Origin of the sequence: uncultured Prevotella sp. (assembly GCF_946407605.1) — a bacterium.
In the GTDB taxonomy this organism is placed as follows: Bacteria; Bacteroidota; Bacteroidia; order Bacteroidales; family Bacteroidaceae; genus Prevotella.
The window spans coordinates 15,350-41,734 of record NZ_CAMJOS010000025.1; the positions used below are offsets into that span (position 1 = coordinate 15,350).

Sequence of the window (26,385 nt, forward strand, 5' to 3'; positions counted from 1 at the left end):
GCTAATACTGATTAATCTTCTTCTGGTCTATGATGCGGAGCCCGCGAGAGGTCTTGGTGGTAGGGATGCCATTGAGGTTAAAGGCATGCACGTCAGTACTTTTAGCTTTTACAGAACGAATCTTCGTTATATCGTTGAGATACTTGAAGTTATTGTCGATGATAGCCTTCACCAGTTGGGCACCTTTTACGTTGTAGCCCTCGCTCTGATCCACGCCCACATAGTCCATGATGACCACGCCCATAGGACCAGCCTCGTGCGTGTCCAGGTAGTCGAGAATGGCGGCGTGGGTGTGTGCGGCATTGTCGCGATAGCCCTCGCTTGTCGATATCTCATAACCGAAAATCGACAACACCTTTGAGTAGGCTGAGGCGAAGTTGAATATCCAGCGTATGGAGGTAAGGTTGGTGGTGGTATGGGTGGTGCTGAAGTCCAACAGTCGTTTGATGGCGTTGACCTTGATGTCGAGACCACCCGTGTTGTGGGTGTCGGAGTAGTCCTGCATGTAACAAGTGCCTGACGTGCCACCAGGACCCATGATGCGTCCCTGCGTCTGTTTGTCCCAGTTGGCCTCGCCCGTCCAGTTCTTGAACACGCCGCCCGTGGTGATGGTGGTGGCATAGTTGTCGCGGCTCAGCAGCAGTATCTTACCTCGCATATCGCCTACAGTGAGTCCCGTCTTGAACTTCACGAACAGGGGCTTCAGGTCGTCACGATTCAGCAGCGCCTTCAGTCGGGTGCCGTAGTCATCATCCACCTGGTCGCCGTCGGTCTCGTGCAACAGGTGGATCACCACGAACTCCGTGGGATGCGCGGCCAGCGAGTCGCGCAGCAGCTCCAGCGCCTCCTCGAAATGCATGCTGGTGGGCACGATGCCGTGGTTCAGATTCATGTAGCCGTCGTAGAGACAGGGTCTCAGGTCGAAGGCCCTGACGCCTATGTGCCACTGCTGCGCTATGTTCAGGTCCTGTGTGCGGGCATAGCTGTTGCCTGTCTCCTCGGCACCCTCGCCCCAGCCACAGCCCGTGGCCGAGTCGTGAGCCCCAGGTATAGACACTCGGGCCACCAGCACATCGTCGGCCAGCCGTCCCATCCAGTCACCGTCAGGCGTCAGTTCCGCGTCCTGTGCCCACGTCGCCTGCCCTACTGCACATAGTAGCACGAACATACATAGAATCCTCTTCTTCATAGTTTTATGTCTTTAGTTAGTATCGGAAGTTTAATTTGTGCAACCACACCGTCACCGTCGTTCCCATATTCTGCTTGAAGGCTGTATTGAACGTGTTGTAGCTGCGGAAGCCACTATCGCGGACCAGTTCCCGCAGCGTTATTGTTTCATTGGCTGCGGCCTTCTTTTGGCAGAGCGTGACGAAATGCTGGATGCGCAGGGCGTTGATGTAGGTGTTGTAGGTGATGCCCTGCAAGGAAAAGTAGTTGCTGAGGTAGGTACGATTGGTACCAATCATGGTGGCCAGCTCGTTAAGGGAAATATCATGCTTCAGATAGAGCTGCGGTTCCTCGCAATACTGCTTCAACAATGGTCCGATGTCGTTGCGAGCAGACAGGAGGGCATCGAGCGAGAGACTCTCCTGACTCTCCTCCGACAGACTCTCCCCCGTCCCCTCCCTGTGAGGGAGGGGCGTAGATAGTTTTTGTTCTTGAGTCTGAATACTACCCTCGATCAATGAGAGAGGGCGGGGCTGAGTCTCCAAGGTCTGCAGCGTCTCCACACGCCACAGCAGATAGAATATCAGTATGATGGCGCTCATCTGGATGATGTATTCGTAGGTCATGCCACTGACACCGCTAACGTAATAGCCGAACATAAGCATGATGTAGGCCAGCGCAAAGATGCTCTGCCACACCTCCTTGTGCTCCAGGTCGGCATAGTTTTCGCGCAGCCACCGGCCATACTGTTTCAGAGCGTGTAGCATATAGATGATGAAAGCAATACTCATCAGCACGAAATAGATGCGTACCATGGGTAATAAGACATCGCTGAGAGTGAAAAGGCACACCGCCATTCCCACCACGAGGGGCGCTATCATCACGGCGACAGGCCACAGCGGTCGCTGACGGTCCTGCAGCATACAAAGCATGACGATGAAGGCCATGGGGATGGTGAGCAGGCAGTCGAGCAAGCCGCCTATGAGCAGGCTCATCTTGAAGCTGTCGACAGAATCGGGCATGATGGATGGGATGTACCACAAATGTCCTATGGCTATGACACCTAAGAAGGCTGCCGTCCAGCGGCGCAGGCGCCTCGGCGTCGTGATGTGAGCAGCAAAGGCATTACCCCGTCGAAACAGCAAGTAAATGCATGCAATTGCGGAGATCACCGTCACCACAGTATAAAGTATAATAAATAGTGTGTCTTCTAATATCTGTTCGTACATAATCAATGTCAGGTTAGTATCTTATTTGTTACAAGTACCGACTGCAAAGATAAAAAGAAAAAACTTTCCATCCAAATAAAATGGACAGAAAGTTTATAAATGAGGAACGAGAGCGCTCAGTCCTTCAGGTTGTTAAGGTAAATCTCTTCTACTCTCCTGTCGAGTTCTTCCAACTCTTCACAGCTGGTGAACGCCAGGACACCAAGCATGGCGATGGCAAATAATCTGATTGTTTTCATTTTCTATTTTTTGATTTCAATGTCGCGACGCACGTTGTCACGAATCTTGGTGAGATAACGCTTCATGCCGTCGGCATCCTTGTTGTCGATAATCTCCAGCAACTCCTTCAACTCGGTACGAATCTGCGACACCTGGTCGTGGGTGTAGGGGTTGAACAGGATTTCCTGAAGCAGGTAGTCGTCTTCGTTGAGCACACCCTTGGCAATGCGCATGTGACGCTTGAAGGTGGTACCAGGGGCATCCTGATGCTTCATCACAGCGGCAAAGACGAAGGTGCTGACAAAGGGGATACTCAGCGAGTAAGCCACCGTCTTGTCGTGCTCCTCGAAGGTGTACTCATAGATGTTCAGCCCCAGCTTCTGGTAGAGGTCCTTGAAGAAGATGCGACCCATATAGTCGCCCTCGCTGATGATGATGGCATTCTCCTCGGAGAGTTGCTGCAGGTTGGCAAACGTCGGACCGAACATGGGGTGTGTGGATACATAACGCATACCCGTCTGCTCGTAAAACTCTTTCAAGTCGGTTTTTACGCTGGCGATGTCGCTGATGATACACTCCTTAGGCAGGTAAGGTATCACATCCTTAAATACAGGAATGGTATATTTCAGCGTCACAGCATTAATCAGCAACTCGGGCTTAAAGGCCTTGATTTCCTCATATGTAGTAAACCGCTGGCAGTTGTAGGTGAAGCGCATACGCTTGGCGTCGCGTTCGAACACAGCCACCTCGTGGTCAAAGCTCAGCAGGTCGATGAAGAAGCTTCCCATCTTGCCTGCTCCCATCACAAGAATTTTCATATACTATTCTTTATATTAGGAAACGAATTAGAATAATGAGAATAATTTATCCACGAGACTTGTCGAAGACCCACGAGTGCTTGCAGTAATGAGAATAAAAAATATTATTCGTTATAATTCGTTTTAATTATTCTAATTCGTTTCTAAAAACTCATTTATTGATGATCTCTATCTGCTGACGAACACTTTCTTCGTGAATGCTCTCGAAGACGTGGGCCACGAAATCGGGCGACATACCACAGAGCGAGCCCTGGGCACCACGCTTAGACAGAATCTCATTATAGCGCGAGGTCTGCAGCACCGTCATGTTGTGCTCCTTCTTGTACTGACCAATCTCACGACATACACGCATACGCTTGGTCAGGATATCCATGATCTGGTTGTCCAACTCGTCAATCTGCTTACGCAACTGCTGGATGCCCTCGGTGGTGGTATTCTCGTCGCGGATGACCAGCAGCGAGAGGATATAGTCGAGCACATCAGGCGTCACTTGCTGCTTAGCATCACTCCAAGCCTTGTCGGGGTCGCAGTGGCTCTCGATGATAAGACCGTCGAAGCCCAGGTCCATAGCCTGCTGACACAGCGGGGCGATCAGCTCACGACGTCCACCAATATGGCTGGGGTCGCTGATGATGGGCAGGTCGGGTATGCGGCGATGCAGCTCGATAGGAATCTGCCACATGGGGGTGTTGCGGTAGATCTTGTTGTCGTAAGACGAGAAGCCGCGATGGATGGCACCCAGACGCTTGATGCCGGCGCCGTTGATGCGCTCCAAGGCACCAATCCACAGCTCCAGGTCGGGGTTGACGGGGTTCTTCACGAAGACAGGCACATCGACACCCTTCAGCGAGTCGGCCAGAGCCTGCATAGCAAAGGGGTTAGCCGACGTGCGGGCACCTACCCACAGAATGTCGATATCGTATTTCAGGGCCAGTTCTACATGCTCGGGCGTAGCCACCTCAGTAGCCACCAGCATCTTCGTTTCCTGCTTCACCTGCTTCATCCACTGCAGGGCGGGCTCACCGTGACCTTCAAAGCCACCGGGTTTGGTACGGGGCTTCCACACACCGGCACGAAAGTTATGGCAGCCTTTCATGGCCAGCTGCTTGGCGGTGGTCATCACTTGCTCTTCACTCTCGGCAGAGCATGGGCCGGCAATCACGAACGGACGTTCGTTGTCGCTCGGCAAATTCAATGGTGCTAATTCTAAACTCATAACTATATTTTCTATTTTACTATTTCACTATTTTACGATTTGCTCAATGCGTTCGAGGGCTTGCTTGATTCTTTCCTCCTTGGCGCAAAGGGATATTCTGATGTATCTTTCGCCATTCGAGCCGAAGATGAAACCTGGGGTGATGAAGACACGAGCCTCGTGGAGTACACGCTCGGTGAGGTCTTCCACGTTCTTGATATCGGCAGGAATCTTACCCCAAAGGAACATACCCACCTGATTCTTATCATAGGTACAACCCAGCACATCCATAATCTTCTCGGCCCACTGGCGACGACGGGCATAGGTCTCAATATTGTATTCACGATGCCAGGTCTCGTCATTCTTATAGGCCTCGGCAGCAGCCAGCTGGATGCCGCGGAAGGTGCCACTCTCAATATTCGACTGCACCTTGAGAATCCACTGAATAAACTGTGGGTTGGAGGCGCAGAGACCCACTCGCCAACCAGGCATGTTGTGACTCTTCGACATAGAGTTGAACTCAATGCAGCAGTCTTTGGCACCAGGAACCTGCAGGATGCTGAGATGTTCCTCGCTCAGGATGAAGCTGTAGGGGTTGTCGTTCACCACCACGATGTCGTGGTCTTTAGCGAACTTCACCAAGCGCTCGTAGGTCGCCATCTGAGCACGACCACCTGTGGGCATGTTGGGATAGTTGGTCCACATCAGTTTCACCTTGCTCAGGTCCATCTTCTCCAACTCATCGAAGTCGGGCTGCCAGCCATTATCCTCGCGCAGGTCGTAGTTCACTATCTTGGCACCAAGAATCTTCGACAGCGAAGTGTAGGTAGGATAGCCGGGATTGGGCACCAGCACCTCATCGCCAGGATTTACGAAAGCCAGCGTCACGTGAAGGATACCTTCCTTAGAACCAATCAAGGGCAGCACCTCGCTCTTGGCGTCGAGGTCTACACCGTACCAACGCTTGTAGAAGGCTGACATAGCCTCGCGCAATTCAGGTGTGCCCTGTGTGGGCTGATAGCCGTGGGCGTTGGGCTGCTGGGCCACCTCACAAAGCTTGTCGATGGTTTGCTTCGACGGCGGCATATCAGGACTGCCAATGGCTAACGAGATAATATCCTTGCCCTCGGCGTTGAGCTGGGCCACTTCCTTCAGTTTGCGGCTGAAGTAGTACTCCTGTACTAAACTTAATCTTTCTGCTGGTTGTATCATAATTCTCAATTTTCAATTCTCAATTCGCCTTATACTCTCCCAATATCTTCAGTTCCTTGGTCAATGGGATGATCGCATCCACAGCCTGACGATAACGGGTGAGGTCGTTGTAGGTCACATCGACATAGAACAGATACTCCCACTCTCTACCGATGATGGGCAGCGACTGAATCTTGGTGAGGTTAATCTTATAAAACGACAAGATGGCGAGGATGGCCGACAATGATCCCTCTTCGTGAGGCAGCGCAAAGACGATGCTCGACTTGTTGGTCTCGACCAACGGGCGCAGCATGTCGGCTTTCTGTGGAGCAGAGCAGACGAGGAATCGCGTAAAATTGTGCTTGTTGTCCTCGATGCCGTCCTCCAACACCTTCAGACCATAGAGCTTAGCAGCCTCTGCATGACAGATGGCAGCCCACCCTTTGTGCTGGCCCTCGGCAATCATCTTGGCAGAGCCGGCAGTATCGTCGCCTTCCACAATGCGCAGATTAGGATGGCGCTCCAGGTAATGACGCGTCTGCATCAGGGCCACAGGATGTGAGTGCACCTCGGTAATGGTGTCCCAGTCATCGTCGGGCAGACAACAGATGCAGTGGGTGATATGCAACTTATGCTCACCAACCACCGTCGTACCGCTGTCGCGAAGCAACTCGTAGTTATGTAGCAGCGAGCCAGCGATGGTATTCTCGATGGCAGCCATACCAATGACGGTAGGGTCCTGCTGTATGCTGTCGTATACCTGCTCGAAGGTCTGACAGCAGATAAGCTGCAACTGTTCGCCCTTGAAATACTGATGTGCAGCAATGTCGTGAAACGATCCTATCTCTCCTTGTATCGCAATTCTCTTCATCTTTACTCTTTACTTAAAAGAAAGCCCCACTATCACTCTTCGTGAAGCGGGGCCTTATTTAATTTTCAACTTTCAATTTTCAACTTTAAATTTACATACGACTACCCGCTTCACAATTGCTTGTAAAGTAATAATAAAAGTAGAAGTATGCGTTAAATTTAGTCATTTTTGTTACTGTTTGTTATTTTCGGGTGCAAATTTATAACAATTCTCCGAATTACGCAAATAATTTGGCAAAAAATTTCAAATACCAAACGGATTCATGTTCGAGTAGGCCCGTTTCACGGCTTGTTCCACCCCTTCTGCAGTATAATCGCCACTAACATTGGCCATCTCGTCGGGGTTCATCTCGAGCAACTTCTGCATCTCCTCTTCAGCACCTTGTTTGTCGCCTAACTCGAACTTGAGCTTGCCACGTTCGCGATAGGCATCCAACTGGAAGGGATTCAGTTCTGTCACCTTATTATATATGTTGATAGCCTCTTCAGTCTGTCCCTTGGCACAAGCCACACGGGCAGCCATCAGCAACACGTCTTCCTCTTCGTCAGTATGCGCCATCAGCCAGTCCACATCCTCGCCGGCGCCCTTCACATCGCCCATAGCCAGCAACGTCTTAGCTCGCAGCAGACGGGCATCGGCCAGCTCTTCGCTCAGCGTGATGGCCTTAGTCAGATAGGCAATACCACTAATCGTATCACCCTGTCCAATCACGGCCTGTGCCATCTGATAGTTAGCCAACGCATTCTCACCGTCAAGAGCGAGGGCCTGTTCGCACAGCGTCTTCATCTGCTCGTAGTTCTCAAGCATATAAGCCACATGAGCACCCTGCATCAACACCGCCACATTATCGGGGGCCACACGGGCCATTGTCAGCAGCTCTTGCAGCGCACCTTCCAGATTACCAAGACGGGTGAGCGTCTGCGACAGATAGTCGTGCACCTCCATATCGTCCTGTATTTTCAATGCCTCGTTGAAGCATCGCTCTGCATATTCAAGCTGTCCCATGCGCATAGCCTTCACACCGTCATATTTCATCAGGTCGAAGTTCTTGGCATCTGCATTCTTCTTCTCCTCGGGTGTTGCTTCTTCACCACCGAAAAACGTTTTCCAAAATCCCATTATTTATCTATTTTATAATTTGCCTATTAACTATCCTCTTTGACCTACGGTCTAGTCTGCTTACGCTCGGGAGAGCTTAAGCGAGCTTAGCTCTCCTCTCGCTTACTCGCAGCCTTCCACTTTCCTCTTTATACTTTCCTCTTTCCACTTTTTCTCTTCTTTTTCTTCAGCGTCTGCTCATCCATTGCATCAAGCAGCGAGTGTTGCTTCTGACGCAGATAGTCGGCAATGGTGAAGGTGCGCTCTGACAACTGCTGCAACAGATAGCGGCGTGAGAGCCAAGCCTGTCGCAAATCGGTATAGTTCTCCGTAAGTCGTTTCATCGCTAGTTTGTTCTGTGACTTGATATCTAGCACCAACGACAAAGGCTTCGTCAGTACCTTGTCGAGCGTCTGCTCGAAATAAGCCGCACTACGTTTCACACGTTCCAGGAATTCCTCTTCGTGTAGCGCGTCGATGGTCATCTGCTGAATCATCGCACGCCATTTATCGGCCACCACAATCATCTTCTGTTTGTAATCCTCCAACGCACGCTTGTGCAACTCAGCAATATCGGTATGACTGCGATAGAAGAACTCGATGATGATGCGTCCCAAGTACTCCTCACGGTAGAGGATATCCTTGAAGTCGAAGAGCTCCATCAACAGGTAACGGTAATACTCATCCTTGAGCGTAGGCAACTGGTCGATGCTACGCTGCGCAGCCTCTTCCTGATGCGAGATATAGGAATCGACACGTTCATCATTGATGATGGCATGAGGCGGAATCTGCGAGGCCAGCACCATACCTTCCAAAGTCTTACAGCGGCTCAGAGCCACATATACCTGACCAGGGGCAAACGACAGGCTGGCGTCAATGATAGCATGTTCGAAGGTGAGTCCCTGACTCTTGTGGATGGTGATAGCCCATGCCAGTCGTAGAGGCAGCTGCGAGAACTTGCCCAGCACCTCGGTCTCTATCTCGCGGGTCTCGTCGTTCAAAGTATAGCGGGCATTCTCCCACTCTAAAGGCACCACCTCGATGGCATCAGCGTCGCCAGGACAATACACCATAAGACGGGTGGGTTCAGTCAATGTCACATGTCCTATGCGACCATTATAATAGCGGTGCTCGTTTGAAGGGTCGTTCTTCACAAACATCACCTGCGCACCTACCTTCAGCGTCAACGTCTCTGCCGTAGGATAGGAATACTCAGGAAATGTTCCTTCAATCTTGGCCTGATAGTTGACTGCACGTCCTGATAACTTCTGCAACTCCGTCTCGTTATAGTTATTAGCCATCTGGTTGTGAGTGGTCAGACGGATATAACCCTCTTCGGGCTTGGGCAGGAAGACGGGCTTATAGCGGGAGTTCAGCAAGGTGAGGTCGGCGGCTGTAGGCTGTCCCTCACGGATATGGTTCAGCAGCGAGAGGAAAGTATCGTCCTGCTGGCGATAGACCTTCTCCAGCTGTATCGTCACATAGTCAATCTCTGAAAGTGCCTTTGAACCGAAGAAATAAGGTGTGTCGTAATAGGGTTTCAGCATCCTTTCGTCATCAGGGGTCACCACTGGCGTCAATTGCTGTAGGTCACCAATCATCAACAGTTGCACGCCACCAAAGGGCTTGTAGCGGTCGCGAAAGCGTCGCAGGATGCTGTCGATGGCATCAAGCAGGTCGCTGCGCACCATTGAGATCTCGTCGATAATCAGGAGGTCAAGCGAGGCAATGAGCTTACGTTTCTCCTTGCCAAAGTCGAACTTACTCTCTATCTTGGCACCAGGCACAAAAGGTGAGAAAGGCAGCTGGAAGAACGAATGGATAGTCATGCCGCCAGCATTGATGGCTGCCACACCCGTTGGGGCCACCACCACATTACGTTTGCTACTCTGATCCACAACGGTTTTCAGAAACGTGGTCTTACCCGTTCCAGCCTTTCCTGTCAGGAAGATGCTACGCCCTGTATGCTCCACAAAGTCCCAGGCGTTGCGCAGTTCCGTATTCTGAGTCATCATCACGTCTTCCATCATCACTCTATCAGATGTTATTGGCACCACAATGTGGACAGATGCCCTTATGCGTTAGTTGTTGTCCACAGCTTCCGCAGATGTAGTTGGCACGATTCTTACGGATATAACGTCGAACGGCAATGATGACATAGATTACCAACAGGGGATAACCTATATAATATAATGTGGAGATGCTGAACACCACATAGTTGATGGTGCAAACACCCATGAGTCCGAAGAGATAAAGGATTGTCTCGCCAAAAGGCAGATGACGACGGATATCGTCGATAGCTGCCAGCGATATCAGCAAGAGGGCCCACACAGAGAAGATAAAGATGCCAAGATGGAGGGGAACGGCAAAGGGATTGAGTGTGGGGTGATAGTAATAATGGCGCCACGAGTCGGGAGCTACCAACTGGATGGTGCTGTAGAACACAGCTGCGGCAGCCACGAAGAGGGCGAGAAGCGTGGGATAGAACGATGGAATATCATTGAAATGCACAATCTTGGCATTGCGGCGAGCCAACGCCCAGATGGTATAGATGGCTGCCACCACAGCCCAGAAGGCCAGCATGATGAGCAGGTGGGTATCGGAGAACGCATCGATGAAGCGGGAGATAGGATTATCGGGAGCCACGTTTGGCAGCATCTCTTTTTCACGCACCCATCCAATAGTTTCCTGATCGCGTGCCACCTGTACCCATACCGAGTCGATAGTATCTGTTGATAGCATCATGATGTCAGCTACCACCAGACGGTCGTTGTTGACAACAGCAATCGTATCGACCCACATCTCGCTGAGGAATTCTGTAGGCTGCTGTACGATAAGACGCAACGTGTCGGCTGTCACGAAGAAGTTATAGTTCTGAGTATAGTGGTGCGTGGTATAGAACGAAATGGAGTCCATCTGCTCTTCGGTAACTATCCATGCATCAGACGTTTCCGGCTCCTGATGATAGCAACTGTTGAACATTAGGAACAACAAGCCTATGAGATATGTGTACAGCTTATTCATGGGCATAGACATTCATTTGACAATGCTGGCAATCGAACTCAAGACGGAACAGGCGTCCGTCACCCAGACGCAACGACAGGGGCTCTTTCCACTCAGGACGGCGTCCACCATGCTTCACGCAGAAGCCTAACGAATAACGCAGACAATGGCGGCATTGCATGATGAGAGGCTGGGCAAGCTGACGTAACTCGAAGGCCTCGCCCACGTTGACACCTTGTGTCTTATAGAACTCACGGGCCAGACGGTTGGAGATGTTATAGAGATAAGGCACATGATAGGTTTGAACGGGGGAAACGGGGCGTTTGCTCTGTTGAGACTGGGCGTTTGCTCCGTTCATACTCATCGTTTCCCGTAAAGCCACAACTTGTCGCCTCATATCAGAGAGGAGGCTCGCGGGAATGAAATAGTTGAAGGCCTTGGGGATATCGACATCACTACACTCATAGGGTGTTCCACCCAACTTGGTCAACTGTCGAATGATATTCTCGCGAGGGTCTTTCTGTGCCTCCTGATGTTCGGCCTGAATACGCACCACAGCATCGTCCATCCGTAATGAGAAACCATCATCGGTGGCACGAAGCGACATGGTGACGGGAATCTTTCGTTCAGCACTGGGCTTTGATAAGAGTCGCTCCATCTCCTGATCATTATTACGATAGAGACGAAGTCCGGGACGCAAGTTATCAGGCATCTTCAGCGGAAACAGACGGTTACCCTCAACCCTATTCACACGGAATCCCTCCAACTCGCGTTGGTCGTTGACGAAGCAGAGTCCATCGCCATTACTAAAAGAGGCAACACCAGCCACGTTGAATGAACGGCCTCGAATCTCCTTGACCGTTCCTACATATTCGCCCATAGCCTTTGGGGTATCGAAAGATGCAATATTCGGCTGACGACCCTTTAGGAAATAGGTGGTATAGCCACGATTGAATGTCTTGCGCAAATCGGGCTTGAAGGTATAGGCGCAACGACCTTTCGAGGCTCGTTGGTATTCTAAGGGATGGGTAGCGATATAGCGATTGAGCAGTTCGCTGTAGGCGGCAGTAACGTTCTTGACATAAGCCACATCCTTCAGACGACCCTCAATCTTAAACGACATAGTGCCTGCCTCTATAAGTTCGGCAAGGTGCTCGCTCTGGTTCATATCTTTAAGCGAAAGGAAATAACGCTGACTGTCAAGTTGCTGACCATCAGCATCGAGCAGGTCGAACTTCATGCGACAGAACTGGGCACAGGCTCCACGGTTGGCACTTCGGTTGAAGCAATACTGCGAGGCATAGCAGAGACCACTATAGCTGACACACAAAGCACCGTGAATAAAGACCTCGAGGTCAGTATCGGGTACCTGACGATGAATATCTGCAATCTCTGCAACAGAGAGCTCGCGTGCTAACACCACTCGTGAGAACCCCAGCGTGCTGAGCCAACGGACTTTCTCTGGGGTGCGGTTATCGGTCTGGGTGCTGGCATGAACGGTAAGTCCCAGCTCCTGCGCCATCTGCATAACGCCCATATCCTGCACTAAAATAGCATCGACACAAGCTTCTGCCAATTGCTGCAGCAGCTGACGCACGCCATCCAACTCATCATCATAGACGATGGTGTTGACAGTGACGTAAACCTTAGCTCCATAACGATGGGCATAGTCACAGAGGGAACGGATATCATCGACAGAATTGCCTACAGCAGCTCGTGCGCCAAAATGTGGAGCACCAATATATACAGCATCGGCACCATGATCAATGGCAGCGATACCACACTCCAGGTTCTTGGCGGGGGATAGCAGTTCCAGTATGCGCATCAGTAACACAAAACCCTACTCAATCTTATTGATGTCGTAAGGTGTCTCTTGATATACGTAATAGTTAATCCAGTTGCTGTAGAACAGGTTGGCATGAGCACGCCACGTGACCACGGGTGACTGCGAAGGGTCATCATTGCGGTAATAATTGCGAGGCAGCTCCACATCATCGCGTACTCCGACATCACGACGATACTCATTATCGAGGGTGTTGGGTGCATACTCCAGATGACCTGTGATAAAGAACTCTCTACCATTGCGGGCCATCACGATGCTGACACCGCTATCCTCCGACTCAGCAATGAGCGACAGCTCAGGGCGAGCTAGCACATCTTCCTTGCGAATCTCGGTATGACGACTATGGGGCATCATAAACCTATCGTCGAAACCTCGGAAGATAGGCATCTTGGGTACGAGGGTATGCTGTTCGAAGATGCCAAACATCTTCTTGGGCAATGGATATTTTGGCACACCATAGAAATGATAGAGTCCAGCCTGTGCTGCCCAGCAGATATAAAGCGTACTGGTGACGTGAGTACGGGCCCAGTTGAAGATCTCTACAATCTCGTCCCAGTAGGTCACCTCTTCATAGTCCATCGTCTCAACAGGAGCTCCTGTGATGATCATACCATCGAACTTCTCGTTGCGCATGGACTCAAAATCACGATAGAACATCATCATGTGCTCTATCGGTGTATTCTTGGGGGTATGACTCTTCAGTTTCATGAAGTTGATATCCAACTGAAGCGGGGTGTTAGAAAGCAGACGTACCAAGTCGGTCTCTGTCGTAATCTTCAGCGGCATCAAGTTCAGGATGACAATACGCAAGGGACGTATATCCTGAGCATGGGCCCGCGAGTTATCCATCACAAAGATATTCTCATTCTTCAGAATATCTATCGCGGGCAGTTTATCGGGTAATCTTAAAGGCATTAATTCTTTTATTCTTCTACGTGAATCACTATAACTGAGACATTATCGTAGCCACCGGCATCATCGGCCAATTGACACAAGGCATCGGCATCAAAACCTGCTGCCAGCTGTCCCTTGATAGTCTCGTCGTCAACCATATCGGTAAGACCATCGCTACAAAGCAGCAACACATCGCCCACCTCAATCTGATCGGTACATTTCTCAATGTCGATATAGCTTTCCTTGCAACCGCCACCAATACAGTTCACTATCAAACTGGAGTGCTCTTTGCTGCCCATCATCTGACTGAGGGAATGGTCGGTGGTGAGCTGGGTAAGTACACCATTATGCAGACGGTAGAAACGACTGTCGCCACAATTCATCCAGTAGAACTCGCCACCAATATAAACCAATGATACCAGCGTAGTTCCCATGTTCAGATACATGGGGTCGCTATGTCCTTTGGAGTCGATGGTCCGGCAGATACTTGTCAACCAACCATATATAGCATTGGGAAAAGCTGTTGTCGAGAGATTGTCAGGGAGGTCGTTGAAATAATAGCGTAAGTTATGAAGCACATCAGAGCTGGCCACCTCACCGCTGTTATGTCCTCCCATGCCATCGGCAAGTGCGATGAGCATTTTTTTCTCATCGGCATCAAACTCATAATGGTCCTTACCATTACGAAGAAATGATTCCTTAACCAGAATCATATCTTCATTATTTGTTCTTACACAACCTACTCTGCTTGAAGCAGTTATATGAAAATGTAACATATTACTTTAGTTTATACTAACTTTTAACACCACATTTGCCAAGATGACGATATCGCCATTCTTCAGTGACATCTCCACATCGGGCTGTAATTTGTGGTCATTCAACTTTGTGCCGTTAGATGAATGCTTGTCAACAATACGCCAGCCGGTATCAGGACTATACAACAACTGTGCATGGGCACCAGACATGTACATCTGCTGTTGGAAGAACTGGACATACGGACCCTGGCGACGACCTATGATGGCACCATTCATTCCTACAACGCGGATGCCCAGCGAGTCGTTATATAGCAGCAACTGAGGCATACCACCACCCATGCCGCCCATGACACCTCTTTGCGAGACTCCCATATTAGGACCTGGGTTGGAGATACTGGCCCGTTGCGAGATGAATCCCTGAGACATGCCGAATGATGACGAGATGCTCCTCATACTGGGACGATTCTGGAAATCGTCGGCAGAAAGCATCAGTCCGCCACACGAGGTGCAGCGGCGTCCTAATCCCACACGTCCACATTTCTCACAATAGAACAGCATCTGTCCACATTGGTCGCAGTAATGGGAATCGTCGTCTATTTCTTCTTTGCAGTTTGGACAAATAATCATCTTTCTTTAATATCTTCTGGAAGTATTAACTGATATGTTTCCTTAGTCACCTGATCAGGCGGCAACTCTGCCACACGGACAGACAACTGCTGGATGGTCTCGTCAAGCATGTTACGGATCTCACGGGCATTGCCGAAGGTCTCGTCTTTCTTACTCAACATCTTACAGATGACATCGAGTGCCTTAAACTCTGCATTCGGTGAGAGCGTATACTGCTCTTTTTCTGCCATCTTCTTGAAGATAGCCAACAGCTCGTCCTCGTTGTAGTCTTCAATATGCAACTTGTGGGTGAAGCGGCTGGCCAGTCCAGCATTCATCTGCAGGAACTCCTCCATTTTGTCCTGATAGCCGGCAGCAATAACCACGAACTTACCGCGGTCATCTTCCATACGCTTCATCAGGGTGTCGATGGCTTCCTTGCCATATTGGTCGTTCTGGTCGCTGAGCGTATAGGCCTCGTCAATAAAGAGGATTCCACCCATAGCCTTGTCGCACATAGCGTTGACAATCTTCGGCGTCTCACCCATATATTTTCCAATCAGCGTGGCACGACTGGCCTCTACGACATTCGATGTAGGCAACACCTCGATGGCCTGGAGCACCTCACCCATCTTACGAGCAATTGAGGTCTTACCTGTACCTGGGTTACCCGTCAGGATGAAGTTCATCGTCATCTGTTGCACATTACCAGCACCGATGGCAGCACGCTGCTTGATAAACATGCTCTGCACAGCCAGTCGACGGATAGCATTCTTTACGGAACGCATGCCGATGAAGTCCTCCAACTCGCTGAGCACCTCGTCGAGAGAACGGGTTGGCGTGCTCATTGCAGTAGGCAGGTCTTCCACCTTGAAGCGATACATATCGTCGAACTGGAAGCCGTCGGCCGCATCGTCACACACCTGAACACCAGGCTGGCTCATCTCCTTCACCAGACGCTGACTCTGTCGTTCCACAGTCTGGTCGAAGACACGTCGTGCCTCACGGGCATTACCAAAGTTCTTATCGCGACGCAGATACATTTGCTGGAACAGACGGTTGATGGCCTGCTTCATCTCATCATCAACAACGAAGTTCTTTGCTGATGCCATATTGATGAATATCTGAGTGAGCTCGTCGGCAGTATAGTCTTCAAAATGAATGGTCTGAGTGAAGCGGCTCTTCAGTCCTGGGTTAGAGTCGATGAAGTCGTGCATCTGATTGGTATAACCAGCCACGATACAGATAAACTTACCACGATCATCCTCCAATCGCTTCAACAAGGTATCGATAGCTTCTGCACCGAAAGAGTCTTGATCATTGGACTTCAAAGTATAAGCTTCATCAATGAACAGCACACCACCCATTGCCGAGTCAATAAGCTGGTTGGTCTTGATGGCGGTCTGTCCTGCAAAGCCTGCCACCAGCTTAGAGCGGTCGGCCTCTATCAGCTGTCCTCTTGTCAGGATGCCAAGGGTTTTGAAGACATCAGCCATGATACGTGCCACAGTCGTTTTACCAGTACCTGGGTTACCCGTAAACACATAGTGCTTGCCTTGGAAGGTGTTTGTCTCGCCACGTTTGATTTGCAAGGTGAGGAAGGCTGTGAGGTTGGATATCTCTTTCTTTACAGCATCGAGACCCACCATACCATCGAGTTTCTTCAGGCACTCAGAACAATCGACAGCCTGCGGAGCCTCGTAAGGAACATCCTCAGCAACGAAGGTCATCAGCTCATCGTTAGTCATCTGTGAGACGTCACCCTGTTGCAGACGTTTTGCCTGACGCTTACACATCTCATCGAACAATGAACGCATGGTACGTCCATTGGCAAAGTCCTTGTCGCGCTGCACATAGAGTTCCTTGATCATCTTCTGGGCGAGAGCCTCTGCTTCTGGCGAGAACTGATACTTCTTGCCTTTTGCGAAGACCTGCATAATCTGATAGAGCTCTTCGGGTGTGTAGTCTTCAAGATTCAGGAAATAGTTGAAACGGCTGCGCACACCAGGGTTGATACGGAACAGGTTGTCCATCTCCATACGATAGCCGGCAGCGATAACCACGAACTTACCGCGGTCATCTTCCATTCGTTTCATTAAGGTCTCCAGAGCCTGCGTGCCTTGTACATCACGATCTCCTGCCTGACTGACAGGAGCCAGCGTGTAGGCCTCGTCAACAAACAAGATACCACCCATGGCTTTGTCACATAACTGGTTAACAAGCTTGGGCGTCTCACCCTGATAGGGAGACACCATCTTAGAGCGGTCTACCTCAACCACATGACCAGAATCCAGATAACCTATGGCAGCCAGAATCTCTCCCAACTTACGGGCGATAGTGGTCTTACCTGTACCAGGATTACCTGTCAGCACAATATGCATCGACATCTTCTGGAACTCACCCAGACCACGTTCAGCACGCTGCATATCGTTCTGTACCGACAGGGCCATCTCACGAACAGCCTGCTTCACATCGGTCATTCCGATAAAGCTATCCAAATCGCTGAGTATCTGGTCGAGTGTACGCTCTTCTGGAACATAGCCTCTGATATCCTCACGCTCCACCATAGAGTTCTGTGCGCCCCTACTGATGAATGAGGTAAAGATATCCTCAGCAGTCTTCATTGCCAGATGAGCATTACCGAAGGTCTCGTCCTTAATCTTTATCTGGTACTTGAAATAACGTGCCAACTGTTTGTCGGCCTCCTCAGAGAATGCCGTCAGGCTATACTTGGTGCGCAGCTGCAACTTCACAATATCGCAGAGTTCCTGGAAGTTTGGCGTAGGCAACCTGAACATATACTTGAAACGGTTCTTCACAGCAGGGTTATTCTCGAGGAAGTCCTCGAAACCTTTGGGTAGACCTGCCATGATGACAATGGGATTACCTTCCCACTTATCCATCTCAACAAACAACTTATCGAGCGGATTAACCTGATTCGAGTATTTATCGGGCAACAGTTTCTGCACGTTGTCAAAGAACAGAATACCGTTACGTGCCTTCTTGATATTTTCATCCCATTGGTCAACAAAACGCTGATAGTCCACAGCATCGACCATAGTGAGCTTAGGTTTCTCAAGAATCTTGTGCTGATAGAAATAATCACGGATAATTTCTGCTAAGGCCGTCTTACCAGTACCCGTCTCACCCATGATGATAGCATTGACAGCGAGATGAATGGAAGAGATGTCCTTGCGTGAACGGAGATAGGCATAGGTGTCTACAATGGTCTTCAGCTGAGTCTTCACATCTTTCAGACCTACCAGCTTGTCGAGGACATGCTGCGACACCAATGGCTGTCCGCACCACTTGCAGAACTTCGCATTGTTTCTATTTTCCCTATTACACTTTTCGCACTTCATTCTACAAAATCTTGTTCTACAAACTCTTGCTGGGGCTCTACATACTCCTGCTGGGGCATATTCTTCTGTGGCCATCCTATGACACTAGGACTGAACAGACACAACTCCAAAATCATCACAAGGGCCATCAACGACCACAGTAGATAATGGATTACAGATTCTCCAGAGAGTGAGTTGATATGGTCTTCTATCTCGCCGAGCACGCCATAGTACGTTGACTTATAGCGCTGCGACTTCGTCTTGAATGCAAAGTAGAGTGGCTCAAGCAACGAGGACTTGATATCCTGTTCCGAGAGTGACTTGTTCACGAACTTAGGATCAAGAATCTGATCACGACTGAAGTCCGTCAGTTTGGCAATAGCCACATAGATAGCTGTCAAGGCAAGTACTGCCACATGGAACCATCCGGGATGGGAGTTCTCCACCCATCTCAATATATGATAAGGTATATAGGCAGTAAGTCCGCCCACAGCACCAATAATCATTGAAAGCAGCGTACCGATGCCTCGGAAATAGGTACGACCTGCAACGATAATACCCGTCATAACGCCCAAGGGCAATATGATTGTTGTCACATGATGCGAGAACAGATACGAACGGTCGTCAAGACCGATTATCAGCACCAACAACGCCCAGATGCCACTCAGAATGTAGAATGCCATTTTAAACGACAGGTCACGCAGGTGGGCCGAACGCCATTCGTAGCGTACATCCTTAACACGTTCCTCTGTCTCGGTGATGGCTTTGCGGTATCTGCGGTAATACACTTGTTGCGGGTCGAGAGCACCCAGCGCTTTCACCCATTCTTCAAGAGAACGCTCATAACTGTATTCCTCGTCGAAATACTGCTTGGGGTCTTCATGATAGAACACCGACATCCATTGTGTCAGGGCACCATTACGCATCTCTGAACGCAGCACAGGCGTCTTCTTGGTATCCAGGTTACGACCATCAGTCAACATGGTACCGTTCTGCAGATAGTAAACGGGCTTAACACCCAGAATACAACAGAAGCGATAGAGGGCAGTATGCAGGTCATAGGCCCCCAGTCGTTCACGGTTCTCGTCAGAATTCAGGTCAAAGCACCTGTTACACTCCGACACCAGCTCGTCCCATCCATACTGTTTGGCATAGAAGCAGAAGCGTCCGTCGGGGTCGGTATACTCCTTCATTATTTCAGCCAGCTCATCTTCTGGCGTATGCTGGCACTTTATAAGCTCATGAGCCAGCAGCGCACCGATCTGTTCTGGCGTAGAGGCTTCCTTCAGGTCAAAGGCAGCAAAGGGCTCAATAGAATAAAGTACCTTATAGGCCAGCGAAGGCGAATACTCCTTTCCTTCTGTCAGCACTCGTACTTTCTCGCAGACCGTCACATCCTCGTGCGAATATAGCCACGACAGCAGACGTCCATCGCACAAGGCACGCCAGTCATCATCCCTCACCTGCTCATGACCAAAGGAAAGCACAATCTCCTCTACCGACATTGATGGCAGATGGGCCAGGAACGGAATGCTGGTATCCAGCTCGTAAACCAGTCGCAGCACTGCCACCTTCTCGTCAATCTTTCCATTGAAATAGGTACGCAGACGACGCACATCGCCAATACCACGTGTTTCGAGATACAGGAAGAGGTTGTCGTTGGGGTTCGTCAGCAGGATAGCGTATTTCTCCTGATAGGTCAACAGCGAGAAGGCGATAGCCGATAGGTCTTCACAGTCATCGCCGTTCACGTCACGATAGTTCATCGTGGGCTCCATCGCATAACAGCTGGCCAGCAGTCCAGCCATCTGGTCGTGAGGATATTTGTTCGTAACAATATCCTTCACCAATGCCGACATCTTGACATTACCGCTATTCTCGAGCCATGTGGTGATACGTCCGTTATAGAGATAGCTCATACCCAACTGCTCATTATCCATCAGCAGGGGCACCAACTCATGTACATTCTCAGCAATCAGGTTGCGTTCTGGGTCAACCACGAAACTCTTATAACGCAGGAATGGCGACGAGATATCCACAGCCACTTCCTCGCCTTTGAACCAACGCTCCACCTCGTCATAACCCCAACGGGTCTGCTGGTTCACAGAGGTAAGACCCTGCACAATACGTCTGACTTCTTCTGGCAGCTCGTTGAGTCGTGGCAGACGACCCTCGTTTTTCTGCTTCATCATGGTACGCTCGTTGGTACTCATGGGACTCTCGCCCAGCCAGAGTGCAAACAGCGTCATACCCAATGAATAGAAGTCGGCAGCAAACGTAATCTCCACCACGCCGTCAATCACGTCGGTGTACATCTCAGGAGCCGCATAAATAGGTGTACGAGCCTGCGTGGTACGGAACGACTTGGTGGGTGAAATCTGCAATGACGAGATACCGAAATCACCCAACACCAGTTCCTTCTGGTCTTCATCGCGGAAGAAATAGTTGGTGGGCTTCACATCCTTATGCAGCACATTACACTTATGGCAATAGGCCAAAGCCGCAGCAGCCTGCAATGCCAGACGACGGAAACGGTTGAAGTCACCATTGAGGTTCACATCCTTCAGCGTACCACCCTTCAGATACTCCATCAGTTCGTACTGACGGCTCTTACCATCCACATAGGTCTTACCGAAGTCAATCAGGTTGACAACCATCTCGAAATCAAAGGAGCGGACAATCTGAAGCAGTTTCTTGTCAATGTCGAAGTTAGGATAGTACAACTTCAGCACATATTCCTTACCCTCGCGCTTCACCAAGAACACCTGAGCCTCGCCAGAGTTCTCACTCAGACATGATACCTGTTCGTATTCATCACCACGAAGGTTGAACACCACGGTAGAGGGCTCTACAGGCTCCACGTCAGGCATATTACTCTCCGGACGGAAGGTGCGCTCCATCTTAGGAGCATCATCATCACCCATTGAGTCCGACGCCATCGCATCGTGACCACTCATCACGTTGGTTCTGTCCATGACATTCGTGCGGTCCATCACATTTGTGCGGTCCATCACGCTTGTCTTCTCCATATCAACGGTCTCTGAACCCATCACAGAGGTCTTTTCAAGATTATCGTCTGCCATTATTTATCGTCCTTGATTTCCTGCTTAGAGTTATGTCCCAAAATCACCCAAGTGCCTCCCATCTGGGGCTTGGCGCATCCACAGGGACTGGAATGGAGTGCGTTCTTATAGTTACATTTCCAAGCCAGACGTACGCCAGCAGGTTTCTGAGCCATCGCGTAGTTGCGCACCTTAGCCGGCGACGGACTGGGAGGAATAGACATTCTGCTCAACAGCTCTGCCAACTGGTCCAACTTGCGCTGCTTACTTTCGTTCAGCTCCTCCTTGGTCACACGCTTATAATGCGGAGCAGGAATAATGGGAGCGTCAACGCCTTCGTCTTCGGCCAACAGTTTCAGCACACGTTCACGCAACTCTTGCAAGGCCTCACCACGTTTCTTGTCGGCTTCGGTCTCATAAGGCAACTGCATCTGCAACTCGTTATATTCACGCGACAGAGCCACCAGCTCCTTATATTCAGGAATCTGGCGCATCTCTTCCATGATAGCCTTTGCCTCATTCGTCAGGGGCTGACCACATTGCTTGCAGAACGAGAAGTCATTAAGGGTGTGACAGGTAGGACAAACAATACCGCCTCGGGGCATTCCGCACCCGGGGCAGTAGCCTTCTCTTGGATCAATCTGTGCACCGCAGAACGAACAAACATCCTGACGAATATAATGGTGACACACTTCACAAAAATCAGCATCAGGGTCAATCTCACTGCCACAATTGGGGCATATCGCCATGTGGAGGGGCTCACCGCACGAGGCACAGAACTGTGCCTCAGGCTCGTTGATAGTTCCACATTTTGGACATTTTACACCATCTGCGTAGTTGGCTTGCATCTGCATTTGCTGTTGTGTCTCAGGCACTTCTCGCTGCATCTGCCTCTCTGGGGCCATGCGCATCTGCCCTGCATCAAATATTCCGTCTTCTGTCATTTCGGTCTGTCTTTGGTATAGTATTCAAGTGCAAAGATAAGAATTGTTTATGACATCTGCAAATTAAATTGCAAAAATCTTACACAAAAAATTACGGCACGATAATGAACACCTCTTACCAGAGGGGCAGACGCTGCTCCTTGGGGATGTACATTTTATCGCCAGGTTTCACACCAAATGCCTCGTACCAAGCATCAATATGGGGCAGTGCACCATTCACGCGCCAACGTCCCAATGAGTGGGGATCGCTCTTGGTGCGGTTACGGATCTCTGCCTCTGTGATATTGCCTGCCCACACACCGGCATAAGCCAGGAAGAAGCGCTGGTCGGGAGTCAGTCCGTCGATAACGGGCAGCGGCTTGTTCTTCGTAGCGTTCTTAAAGGCAGCATAGGCCACCTGCAGACCACCGTGGTCAGCCAGGTTCTCACCCAGCGTCAGTCTGCCGTTGGCATTGAGGTCGGGCAGCACCTTGATAGCCGAGAAGAAGTCAGCATATTTGTCAGTACGCGCCTTGAACTGCTCACCATCGCTGGCAGCCCACCAGTCGTGCATGTTACCGTCCTTGTCAAACTGACGACCCTGGTCGTCGAATCCGTGTGTCATCTCATGACCAATGACCACACCGATGGCACCATAATTGAAGGCATCGTCGGCAGTCATATCGAAGAAGGGCACCTGCAGGATACCGGCAGGGAAGCAAATCTCGTTGGTGGTGGGGTTATAGTAGGCATTCACCGTCTGAGGATTCATATACCAGTCGTCGACATCTACTGGTTTACCGGCAGTATGGTCAATCTCGTAGTCGTTCCAGAACCTACGGCATTCCTGCATGTTCTCGTAGTACGATTTCGACGGGTCGATAGTAAGTTTCGTCATATCAATCCACTTATCGGGATAGCCCACCTTCACATAGAACGTATTAAGCTTCAGGAGGGCGTTCACCTTTGTAGAGTCTGTCATCCAGTCCTGAGCGGCAATACGCTCGCCAAGAGCTATCTGCAGGTTCTTGATAAGCTTTGTCATACGTTCCTTGGCAGCAGCAGGGAAATACTTCTCTACATAGATCTTGCCAAGAGCCTGACCCATATAGCGCTCCACCTGGTTGGTGGCACGACGCCAAGCGGGATGGTCCTCCTTACGACCTGACATCACCTTGCCGAAGAATTCGAAGTTAGCCTCGCGAACGGCATCATTCAGACAACCTGTAGAACCCATGATGATGGTCCATTCCATCACGTCGCGATAGGTGTCGGGCTTCAGCGTGGCCAGCAGTTGGTTGGCACCCTCCATAAAGGCAGGCTGACCAACCACCAGTTCCTCCATATACTTGCTCTGCAGACCTTGGGCGTTCATCACCTGTTCCAGTTTCAGGTTAGGATACTTGGCATTAAACTCCTTTAGGGTCATCTTGTTATAGTTGGCCTGAGGGTCACGCAACTCAGTACGGCTCTTCGAAATCTTAGCCAGTTCCAGTTCCATATTGAAGACATTCTTCATCTTCTTCGTGGCAGCACTCTTACTGAAGCCATACATCTGGAACATCCTGACTATGTGATTCTTATACTCATTACGAATCTTCGTTGTGGCTTCATCATTCTCCAGGTAATAATCCTTCATTCCGAGGGTCAGACCACCCTGATTCACACTCAGGATATTCTCTGAGGCATTCTTCTCGTCGGCACCCATACCAGCATTATAGAACTCTGTATTACCATATTTCGCCATCTCCAGCTGTATGGCAAACAATTGGTCTATCGTTTTGGCAGCCTCCAACTTCTTGATAATCGGCATGACGGGTTCTATACCCTCCTTCTCGCGGCGTACAGAGTCCATCGCCAACTTATACAGGTCAGAGAGTTTCTGCTCCGTAGTACCCTTGGTATAGGTATTGTTTAGCAACTCTGCGAGGATACCATTGATACGCTTATTGTTGTCCTCGCCAAGACGGTCAAAGGAGCCGAAGCGTGAGTAGGCTGCAGGCAACGGGTTATTCTTCATCCAGCCGCCACATGCATACTCATAGAAATCGTCAGCGGCACGAACAGAGGTGTTCATGTCATTCAAATCAATACCAGAACGCAGGGGCTCCTGAGCCGACGCGCCCATAGTCATGGTGGTCATTACCATCATTGTAATAATCTTTGTGAATTTCATATCCTTAATTCTTAACTCTTAATTTTTAACTCTTAACTCTTAACTTCCTCCAGTTCCTCCGATAGTTGTTCCCAGCGTTCCACTTCCTCGTCCAGCTGTCGCTTAATGTCAGTATATTCCGTCACCAGCGTCATGTCCGACGCGTTCTTGGGGTCACAGAGCAGGCTGTCGAGTTCTTTCAGTCGCTGTTCCATCTTTGCAATCTTCTTCTCACTCTCTGCCACAGCCTTCTCTGCCCGCGACACTCTACGCTGTTGTTCCTTACGCTCGGCGTAGTCCTGCTTGGTAGATGGTGAAGGGCGAAGGGTGACGGGTGAAGGGTTGTTGACACTTTCAACTTTCAACTTTCCACTTTCAACTTTCAACTTTCCACTTTCAGCACTCCACTTTCCACTAGAATTAATCCAGTCATAGATGCCACCCAGATGTTCGCGCACCTTACCACCGCCAAACTCAAAGACCTTCGTGACCAGACCATCCAGGAACTCACGGTCGTGAGAAACGATGATGGCAGTACCGTCGAAGGCCTTGATAGCTTCTTTCAGCACATCCTTCGAGGGCATGTCGAGGTGGTTGGTAGGCTCGTCGAGAATCAGCAGGTTCACGGGCTCCAGCAGCAGACGAATCATAGCCAGTCGACTACGCTCACCACCACTAAGCACCTTGACCTGCTTGTCAGCGGCCTCGCCTCCAAACATAAAGGCGCCAAGGATATTGTTGATGCGCAGACGGATATCGCCTCGCGCCACATTGTCGATGGTCTGAAACACCGTGAGGTTCTCGTCCAACAACTGCGCCTGGTTCTGTGCGAAGTAACCTATCTGCACGTTATGACCAATCTTCAGATTACCGTCGAAGGGAATCTCGCCCATAATACATTTCACCAGCGTTGACTTACCCTCGCCGTTCTTACCTACAAAGGCCACCTTCTCACCGCGTTTGATGGTGAGGTTCACATGATCGAACACCACATGACTGTAGGCCTTCTTCACCTCATCACAGATGACGGGATAGTCGCCACTACGCAGACAAGGCGGGAACTTCAGGTGCATGGCGGAGTTGTCCACCTCGTCCACCTCAATAATCTCCATCTTCTCCAGCTGACGCAGACGCTGTTGCACCTGCACAGCCTTTGTGGGCTTATAGCGGAAACGCTCCACAAAGTCGCGAATGTCGGCCATCTCCTTCTGTTGGTTCTCGTAGGCCCGCAACTGCTGTTCACGTCGCTCTTTCCTGAGCACCACATACTGGTCGTACTTCACCCTATAGTCAATAATCTGACCGCAGGTAATCTCCAGCGTGCGGTTCGACACATTATTGATAAAGGCACGGTCGTGACTCACCAGCACCACTGCCCCACTCCATGTGGCCAGCAGCTGCTCCAGCCACTGAATAGACTCGATGTCGAGGTGGTTGGTGGGCTCGTCGAGCAACAGCACATCAGGGCGTCGTAACAGTATCTTCGCCAACTCGATACGCATGCGCCAGCCACCAGAGAACTCACTCGTGGGACGTTCAAAATCCTTGCGCTCGAAGCCTAAGCCCATCAACGTGCGCTCTATCTCAGCCTCATAGCCTTCGGCTCCCAACATCTGATAGCGTTCATGTTCATTGGTGAACTTCTCCACCAGCGCCATATAGTTGGCACTCTCGTAGTCTGTTCGTTCGTTCAGCTGTTGCTCCATCCGCTTGATGCGGTCGGCCATCTTCTGTATGTCGGCAAAGGCTTTTTGTGCCTCCTGTCTCACGGTAGTGTCGTCCTGTAGTATCATCACCTGCGGCAGATAGCCAATGGTGGTGTCTGTGGCCACGCTGACGTTACCTGCCGTAGGATGCTCCATGCCGCAGAGTATCTTCAGCAGCGTGGACTTGCCCGCACCGTTCTTACCCACAAGGGCAATGCGGTCTTTATCATTGATTACGAAAGTGGCGTCGCTAAACAGGGGTTTCACCCCAAACTCCACCTTCAGTCCTTCTATTGAAATCATCTATTC

At 50.3% G+C, this 26,385-nt stretch carries 19 protein-coding genes; all 19 read right to left on the reverse strand.

Annotated elements, in window-relative coordinates:
* Position 1 precedes the first annotated feature (1 nt).
* Positions 2-1,189, reverse strand: a complete 1,188-nt coding sequence (locus Q0R57_RS10635; protein ID WP_294747221.1) for a hypothetical protein — start codon at positions 1,187-1,189, stop codon at positions 2-4.
* Positions 1,190-1,205: 16 nt separating this feature from the next.
* Entirely contained in the window at positions 1,206-2,396 is a 1,191-nt protein-coding gene (locus Q0R57_RS10640; protein WP_294747223.1) for a helix-turn-helix domain-containing protein, read from the reverse strand.
* Between the two features lie 116 nt (positions 2,397-2,512).
* The gene (locus Q0R57_RS10645; protein ID WP_294747226.1) at positions 2,513-2,635 is read right to left on the reverse strand and encodes a hypothetical protein; all 123 of its coding nucleotides are present in this window, start codon (positions 2,633-2,635) and stop codon (positions 2,513-2,515) included.
* 3 nt (positions 2,636-2,638) lie between these two features.
* A complete protein-coding gene (locus Q0R57_RS10650; RefSeq protein WP_294747228.1) occupies positions 2,639-3,433 on the reverse strand; it encodes a prephenate dehydrogenase/arogenate dehydrogenase family protein in 795 nt (264 codons plus the stop codon).
* Between the two features lie 151 nt (positions 3,434-3,584).
* Positions 3,585-4,649 carry a bifunctional 3-deoxy-7-phosphoheptulonate synthase/chorismate mutase type II gene (locus Q0R57_RS10655; RefSeq protein WP_294747231.1) on the reverse strand — a complete coding sequence of 355 codons (1,065 nt, stop codon included), beginning with the start codon at positions 4,647-4,649 and terminating at the stop codon, positions 3,585-3,587.
* Positions 4,650-4,676: 27 nt separating this feature from the next.
* The gene (locus Q0R57_RS10660) at positions 4,677-5,840 is read right to left on the reverse strand and encodes an aminotransferase class I/II-fold pyridoxal phosphate-dependent enzyme (RefSeq protein ID WP_294747234.1); all 1,164 of its coding nucleotides are present in this window, start codon (positions 5,838-5,840) and stop codon (positions 4,677-4,679) included.
* Positions 5,841-5,859: 19 nt separating this feature from the next.
* On the reverse strand, positions 5,860-6,690 hold the full coding sequence (locus tag Q0R57_RS10665) for a prephenate dehydratase (RefSeq protein WP_294747237.1): 831 nt from the start codon (positions 6,688-6,690) through the stop codon (positions 5,860-5,862).
* A 243-nt stretch (positions 6,691-6,933) separates the two neighbouring features.
* On the reverse strand, positions 6,934-7,809 hold the full coding sequence (locus Q0R57_RS10670; protein WP_294747240.1) for a tetratricopeptide repeat protein: 876 nt from the start codon (positions 7,807-7,809) through the stop codon (positions 6,934-6,936).
* A gap of 128 nt (positions 7,810-7,937) precedes the next feature.
* The gene (locus tag Q0R57_RS10675) at positions 7,938-9,800 is read right to left on the reverse strand and encodes an AAA family ATPase (RefSeq protein WP_294747279.1); all 1,863 of its coding nucleotides are present in this window, start codon (positions 9,798-9,800) and stop codon (positions 7,938-7,940) included.
* A 25-nt stretch (positions 9,801-9,825) separates the two neighbouring features.
* Complete coding sequence (locus tag Q0R57_RS10680; protein ID WP_294747243.1) at positions 9,826-10,812, reverse strand: zinc ribbon domain-containing protein; 987 nt, start codon at positions 10,810-10,812, stop codon at positions 9,826-9,828.
* On the reverse strand, positions 10,805-12,616 hold the full coding sequence (locus Q0R57_RS10685; protein ID WP_294747245.1) for a U32 family peptidase: 1,812 nt from the start codon (positions 12,614-12,616) through the stop codon (positions 10,805-10,807). The genes Q0R57_RS10680 and Q0R57_RS10685 overlap by 8 nt, the downstream gene beginning before the upstream one ends.
* 15 nt (positions 12,617-12,631) lie before the next feature.
* Positions 12,632-13,549, reverse strand: a complete 918-nt coding sequence (gene metA, locus Q0R57_RS10690; protein WP_294747248.1) for a homoserine O-succinyltransferase — start codon at positions 13,547-13,549, stop codon at positions 12,632-12,634.
* Between the two features lie 8 nt (positions 13,550-13,557).
* A complete protein-coding gene (locus Q0R57_RS10695; protein ID WP_294747251.1) occupies positions 13,558-14,304 on the reverse strand; it encodes a protein phosphatase 2C domain-containing protein in 747 nt (248 codons plus the stop codon).
* A 6-nt stretch (positions 14,305-14,310) separates the two neighbouring features.
* The gene (locus Q0R57_RS10700) at positions 14,311-14,910 is read right to left on the reverse strand and encodes an FHA domain-containing protein (protein WP_294747253.1); all 600 of its coding nucleotides are present in this window, start codon (positions 14,908-14,910) and stop codon (positions 14,311-14,313) included.
* Positions 14,907-18,251: an AAA family ATPase gene (locus tag Q0R57_RS10705; RefSeq protein WP_294747256.1), complete on the reverse strand. Its 3,345-nt coding sequence runs from the start codon at positions 18,249-18,251 to the stop codon at positions 14,907-14,909. Before Q0R57_RS10705 ends, Q0R57_RS10700 begins: the two co-directional genes overlap by 4 nt.
* Positions 18,248-21,313, reverse strand: coding sequence for a protein kinase (locus Q0R57_RS10710; protein ID WP_294747258.1), 3,066 nt, complete (start codon positions 21,311-21,313; stop codon positions 18,248-18,250). The genes Q0R57_RS10705 and Q0R57_RS10710 overlap by 4 nt, the downstream gene beginning before the upstream one ends.
* Positions 21,313-22,236, reverse strand: a complete 924-nt coding sequence (locus Q0R57_RS10715; protein ID WP_294747261.1) for a zinc ribbon domain-containing protein — start codon at positions 22,234-22,236, stop codon at positions 21,313-21,315. The genes Q0R57_RS10710 and Q0R57_RS10715 overlap by 1 nt, the downstream gene beginning before the upstream one ends.
* A 115-nt stretch (positions 22,237-22,351) precedes the next feature.
* Entirely contained in the window at positions 22,352-24,391 is a 2,040-nt protein-coding gene (locus Q0R57_RS10720) for a M13 family metallopeptidase (protein ID WP_294747263.1), read from the reverse strand.
* A gap of 32 nt (positions 24,392-24,423) precedes the next feature.
* The gene (locus tag Q0R57_RS10725) at positions 24,424-26,379 is read right to left on the reverse strand and encodes an ABC-F family ATP-binding cassette domain-containing protein (protein ID WP_294747265.1); all 1,956 of its coding nucleotides are present in this window, start codon (positions 26,377-26,379) and stop codon (positions 24,424-24,426) included.
* Between the last annotated feature and the right edge of the window lie 6 nt (positions 26,380-26,385).

What these genes read in the sequence shown, in the direction of transcription:
- Q0R57_RS10720 (WP_294747263.1), bottom strand. Translation starts at nt 24,391, where the DNA reads ATGAAATTCACAAAGATTATTACAATGATGGTAATGACCACCATGACT.
- Q0R57_RS10645 (WP_294747226.1), bottom strand. Translation starts at nt 2,635, where the DNA reads ATGAAAACAATCAGATTATTTGCCATCGCCATGCTTGGTGTCCTGGCG.
- Q0R57_RS10705 (WP_294747256.1), bottom strand. Translation starts at nt 18,251, where the DNA reads ATGAAGTGCGAAAAGTGTAATAGGGAAAATAGAAACAATGCGAAGTTC.
- Q0R57_RS10725 (WP_294747265.1), bottom strand. Translation starts at nt 26,379, where the DNA reads ATGATTTCAATAGAAGGACTGAAGGTGGAGTTTGGGGTGAAACCCCTG.
- Q0R57_RS10675 (WP_294747279.1), bottom strand. Translation starts at nt 9,800, where the DNA reads ATGACTCAGAATACGGAACTGCGCAACGCCTGGGACTTTGTGGAGCAT.
- Q0R57_RS10665 (WP_294747237.1), bottom strand. Translation starts at nt 6,690, where the DNA reads ATGAAGAGAATTGCGATACAAGGAGAGATAGGATCGTTTCACGACATT.
- Q0R57_RS10685 (WP_294747245.1), bottom strand. Translation starts at nt 12,616, where the DNA reads ATGCGCATACTGGAACTGCTATCCCCCGCCAAGAACCTGGAGTGTGGT.
- Q0R57_RS10650 (WP_294747228.1), bottom strand. Translation starts at nt 3,433, where the DNA reads ATGAAAATTCTTGTGATGGGAGCAGGCAAGATGGGAAGCTTCTTCATC.
- Q0R57_RS10695 (WP_294747251.1), bottom strand. Translation starts at nt 14,304, where the DNA reads ATGTTACATTTTCATATAACTGCTTCAAGCAGAGTAGGTTGTGTAAGA.
- metA (WP_294747248.1), bottom strand. Translation starts at nt 13,549, where the DNA reads ATGCCTTTAAGATTACCCGATAAACTGCCCGCGATAGATATTCTGAAG.
- Q0R57_RS10640 (WP_294747223.1), bottom strand. Translation starts at nt 2,396, where the DNA reads ATGTACGAACAGATATTAGAAGACACACTATTTATTATACTTTATACT.
- Q0R57_RS10710 (WP_294747258.1), bottom strand. Translation starts at nt 21,313, where the DNA reads ATGGCAGACGATAATCTTGAAAAGACCTCTGTGATGGGTTCAGAGACC.
- Q0R57_RS10700 (WP_294747253.1), bottom strand. Translation starts at nt 14,910, where the DNA reads ATGATTATTTGTCCAAACTGCAAAGAAGAAATAGACGACGATTCCCAT.
- Q0R57_RS10655 (WP_294747231.1), bottom strand. Translation starts at nt 4,649, where the DNA reads ATGAGTTTAGAATTAGCACCATTGAATTTGCCGAGCGACAACGAACGT.
- Q0R57_RS10660 (WP_294747234.1), bottom strand. Translation starts at nt 5,840, where the DNA reads ATGATACAACCAGCAGAAAGATTAAGTTTAGTACAGGAGTACTACTTC.
- Q0R57_RS10670 (WP_294747240.1), bottom strand. Translation starts at nt 7,809, where the DNA reads ATGGGATTTTGGAAAACGTTTTTCGGTGGTGAAGAAGCAACACCCGAG.
- Q0R57_RS10680 (WP_294747243.1), bottom strand. Translation starts at nt 10,812, where the DNA reads ATGAATAAGCTGTACACATATCTCATAGGCTTGTTGTTCCTAATGTTC.
- Q0R57_RS10635 (WP_294747221.1), bottom strand. Translation starts at nt 1,189, where the DNA reads ATGAAGAAGAGGATTCTATGTATGTTCGTGCTACTATGTGCAGTAGGG.
- Q0R57_RS10715 (WP_294747261.1), bottom strand. Translation starts at nt 22,236, where the DNA reads ATGACAGAAGACGGAATATTTGATGCAGGGCAGATGCGCATGGCCCCA.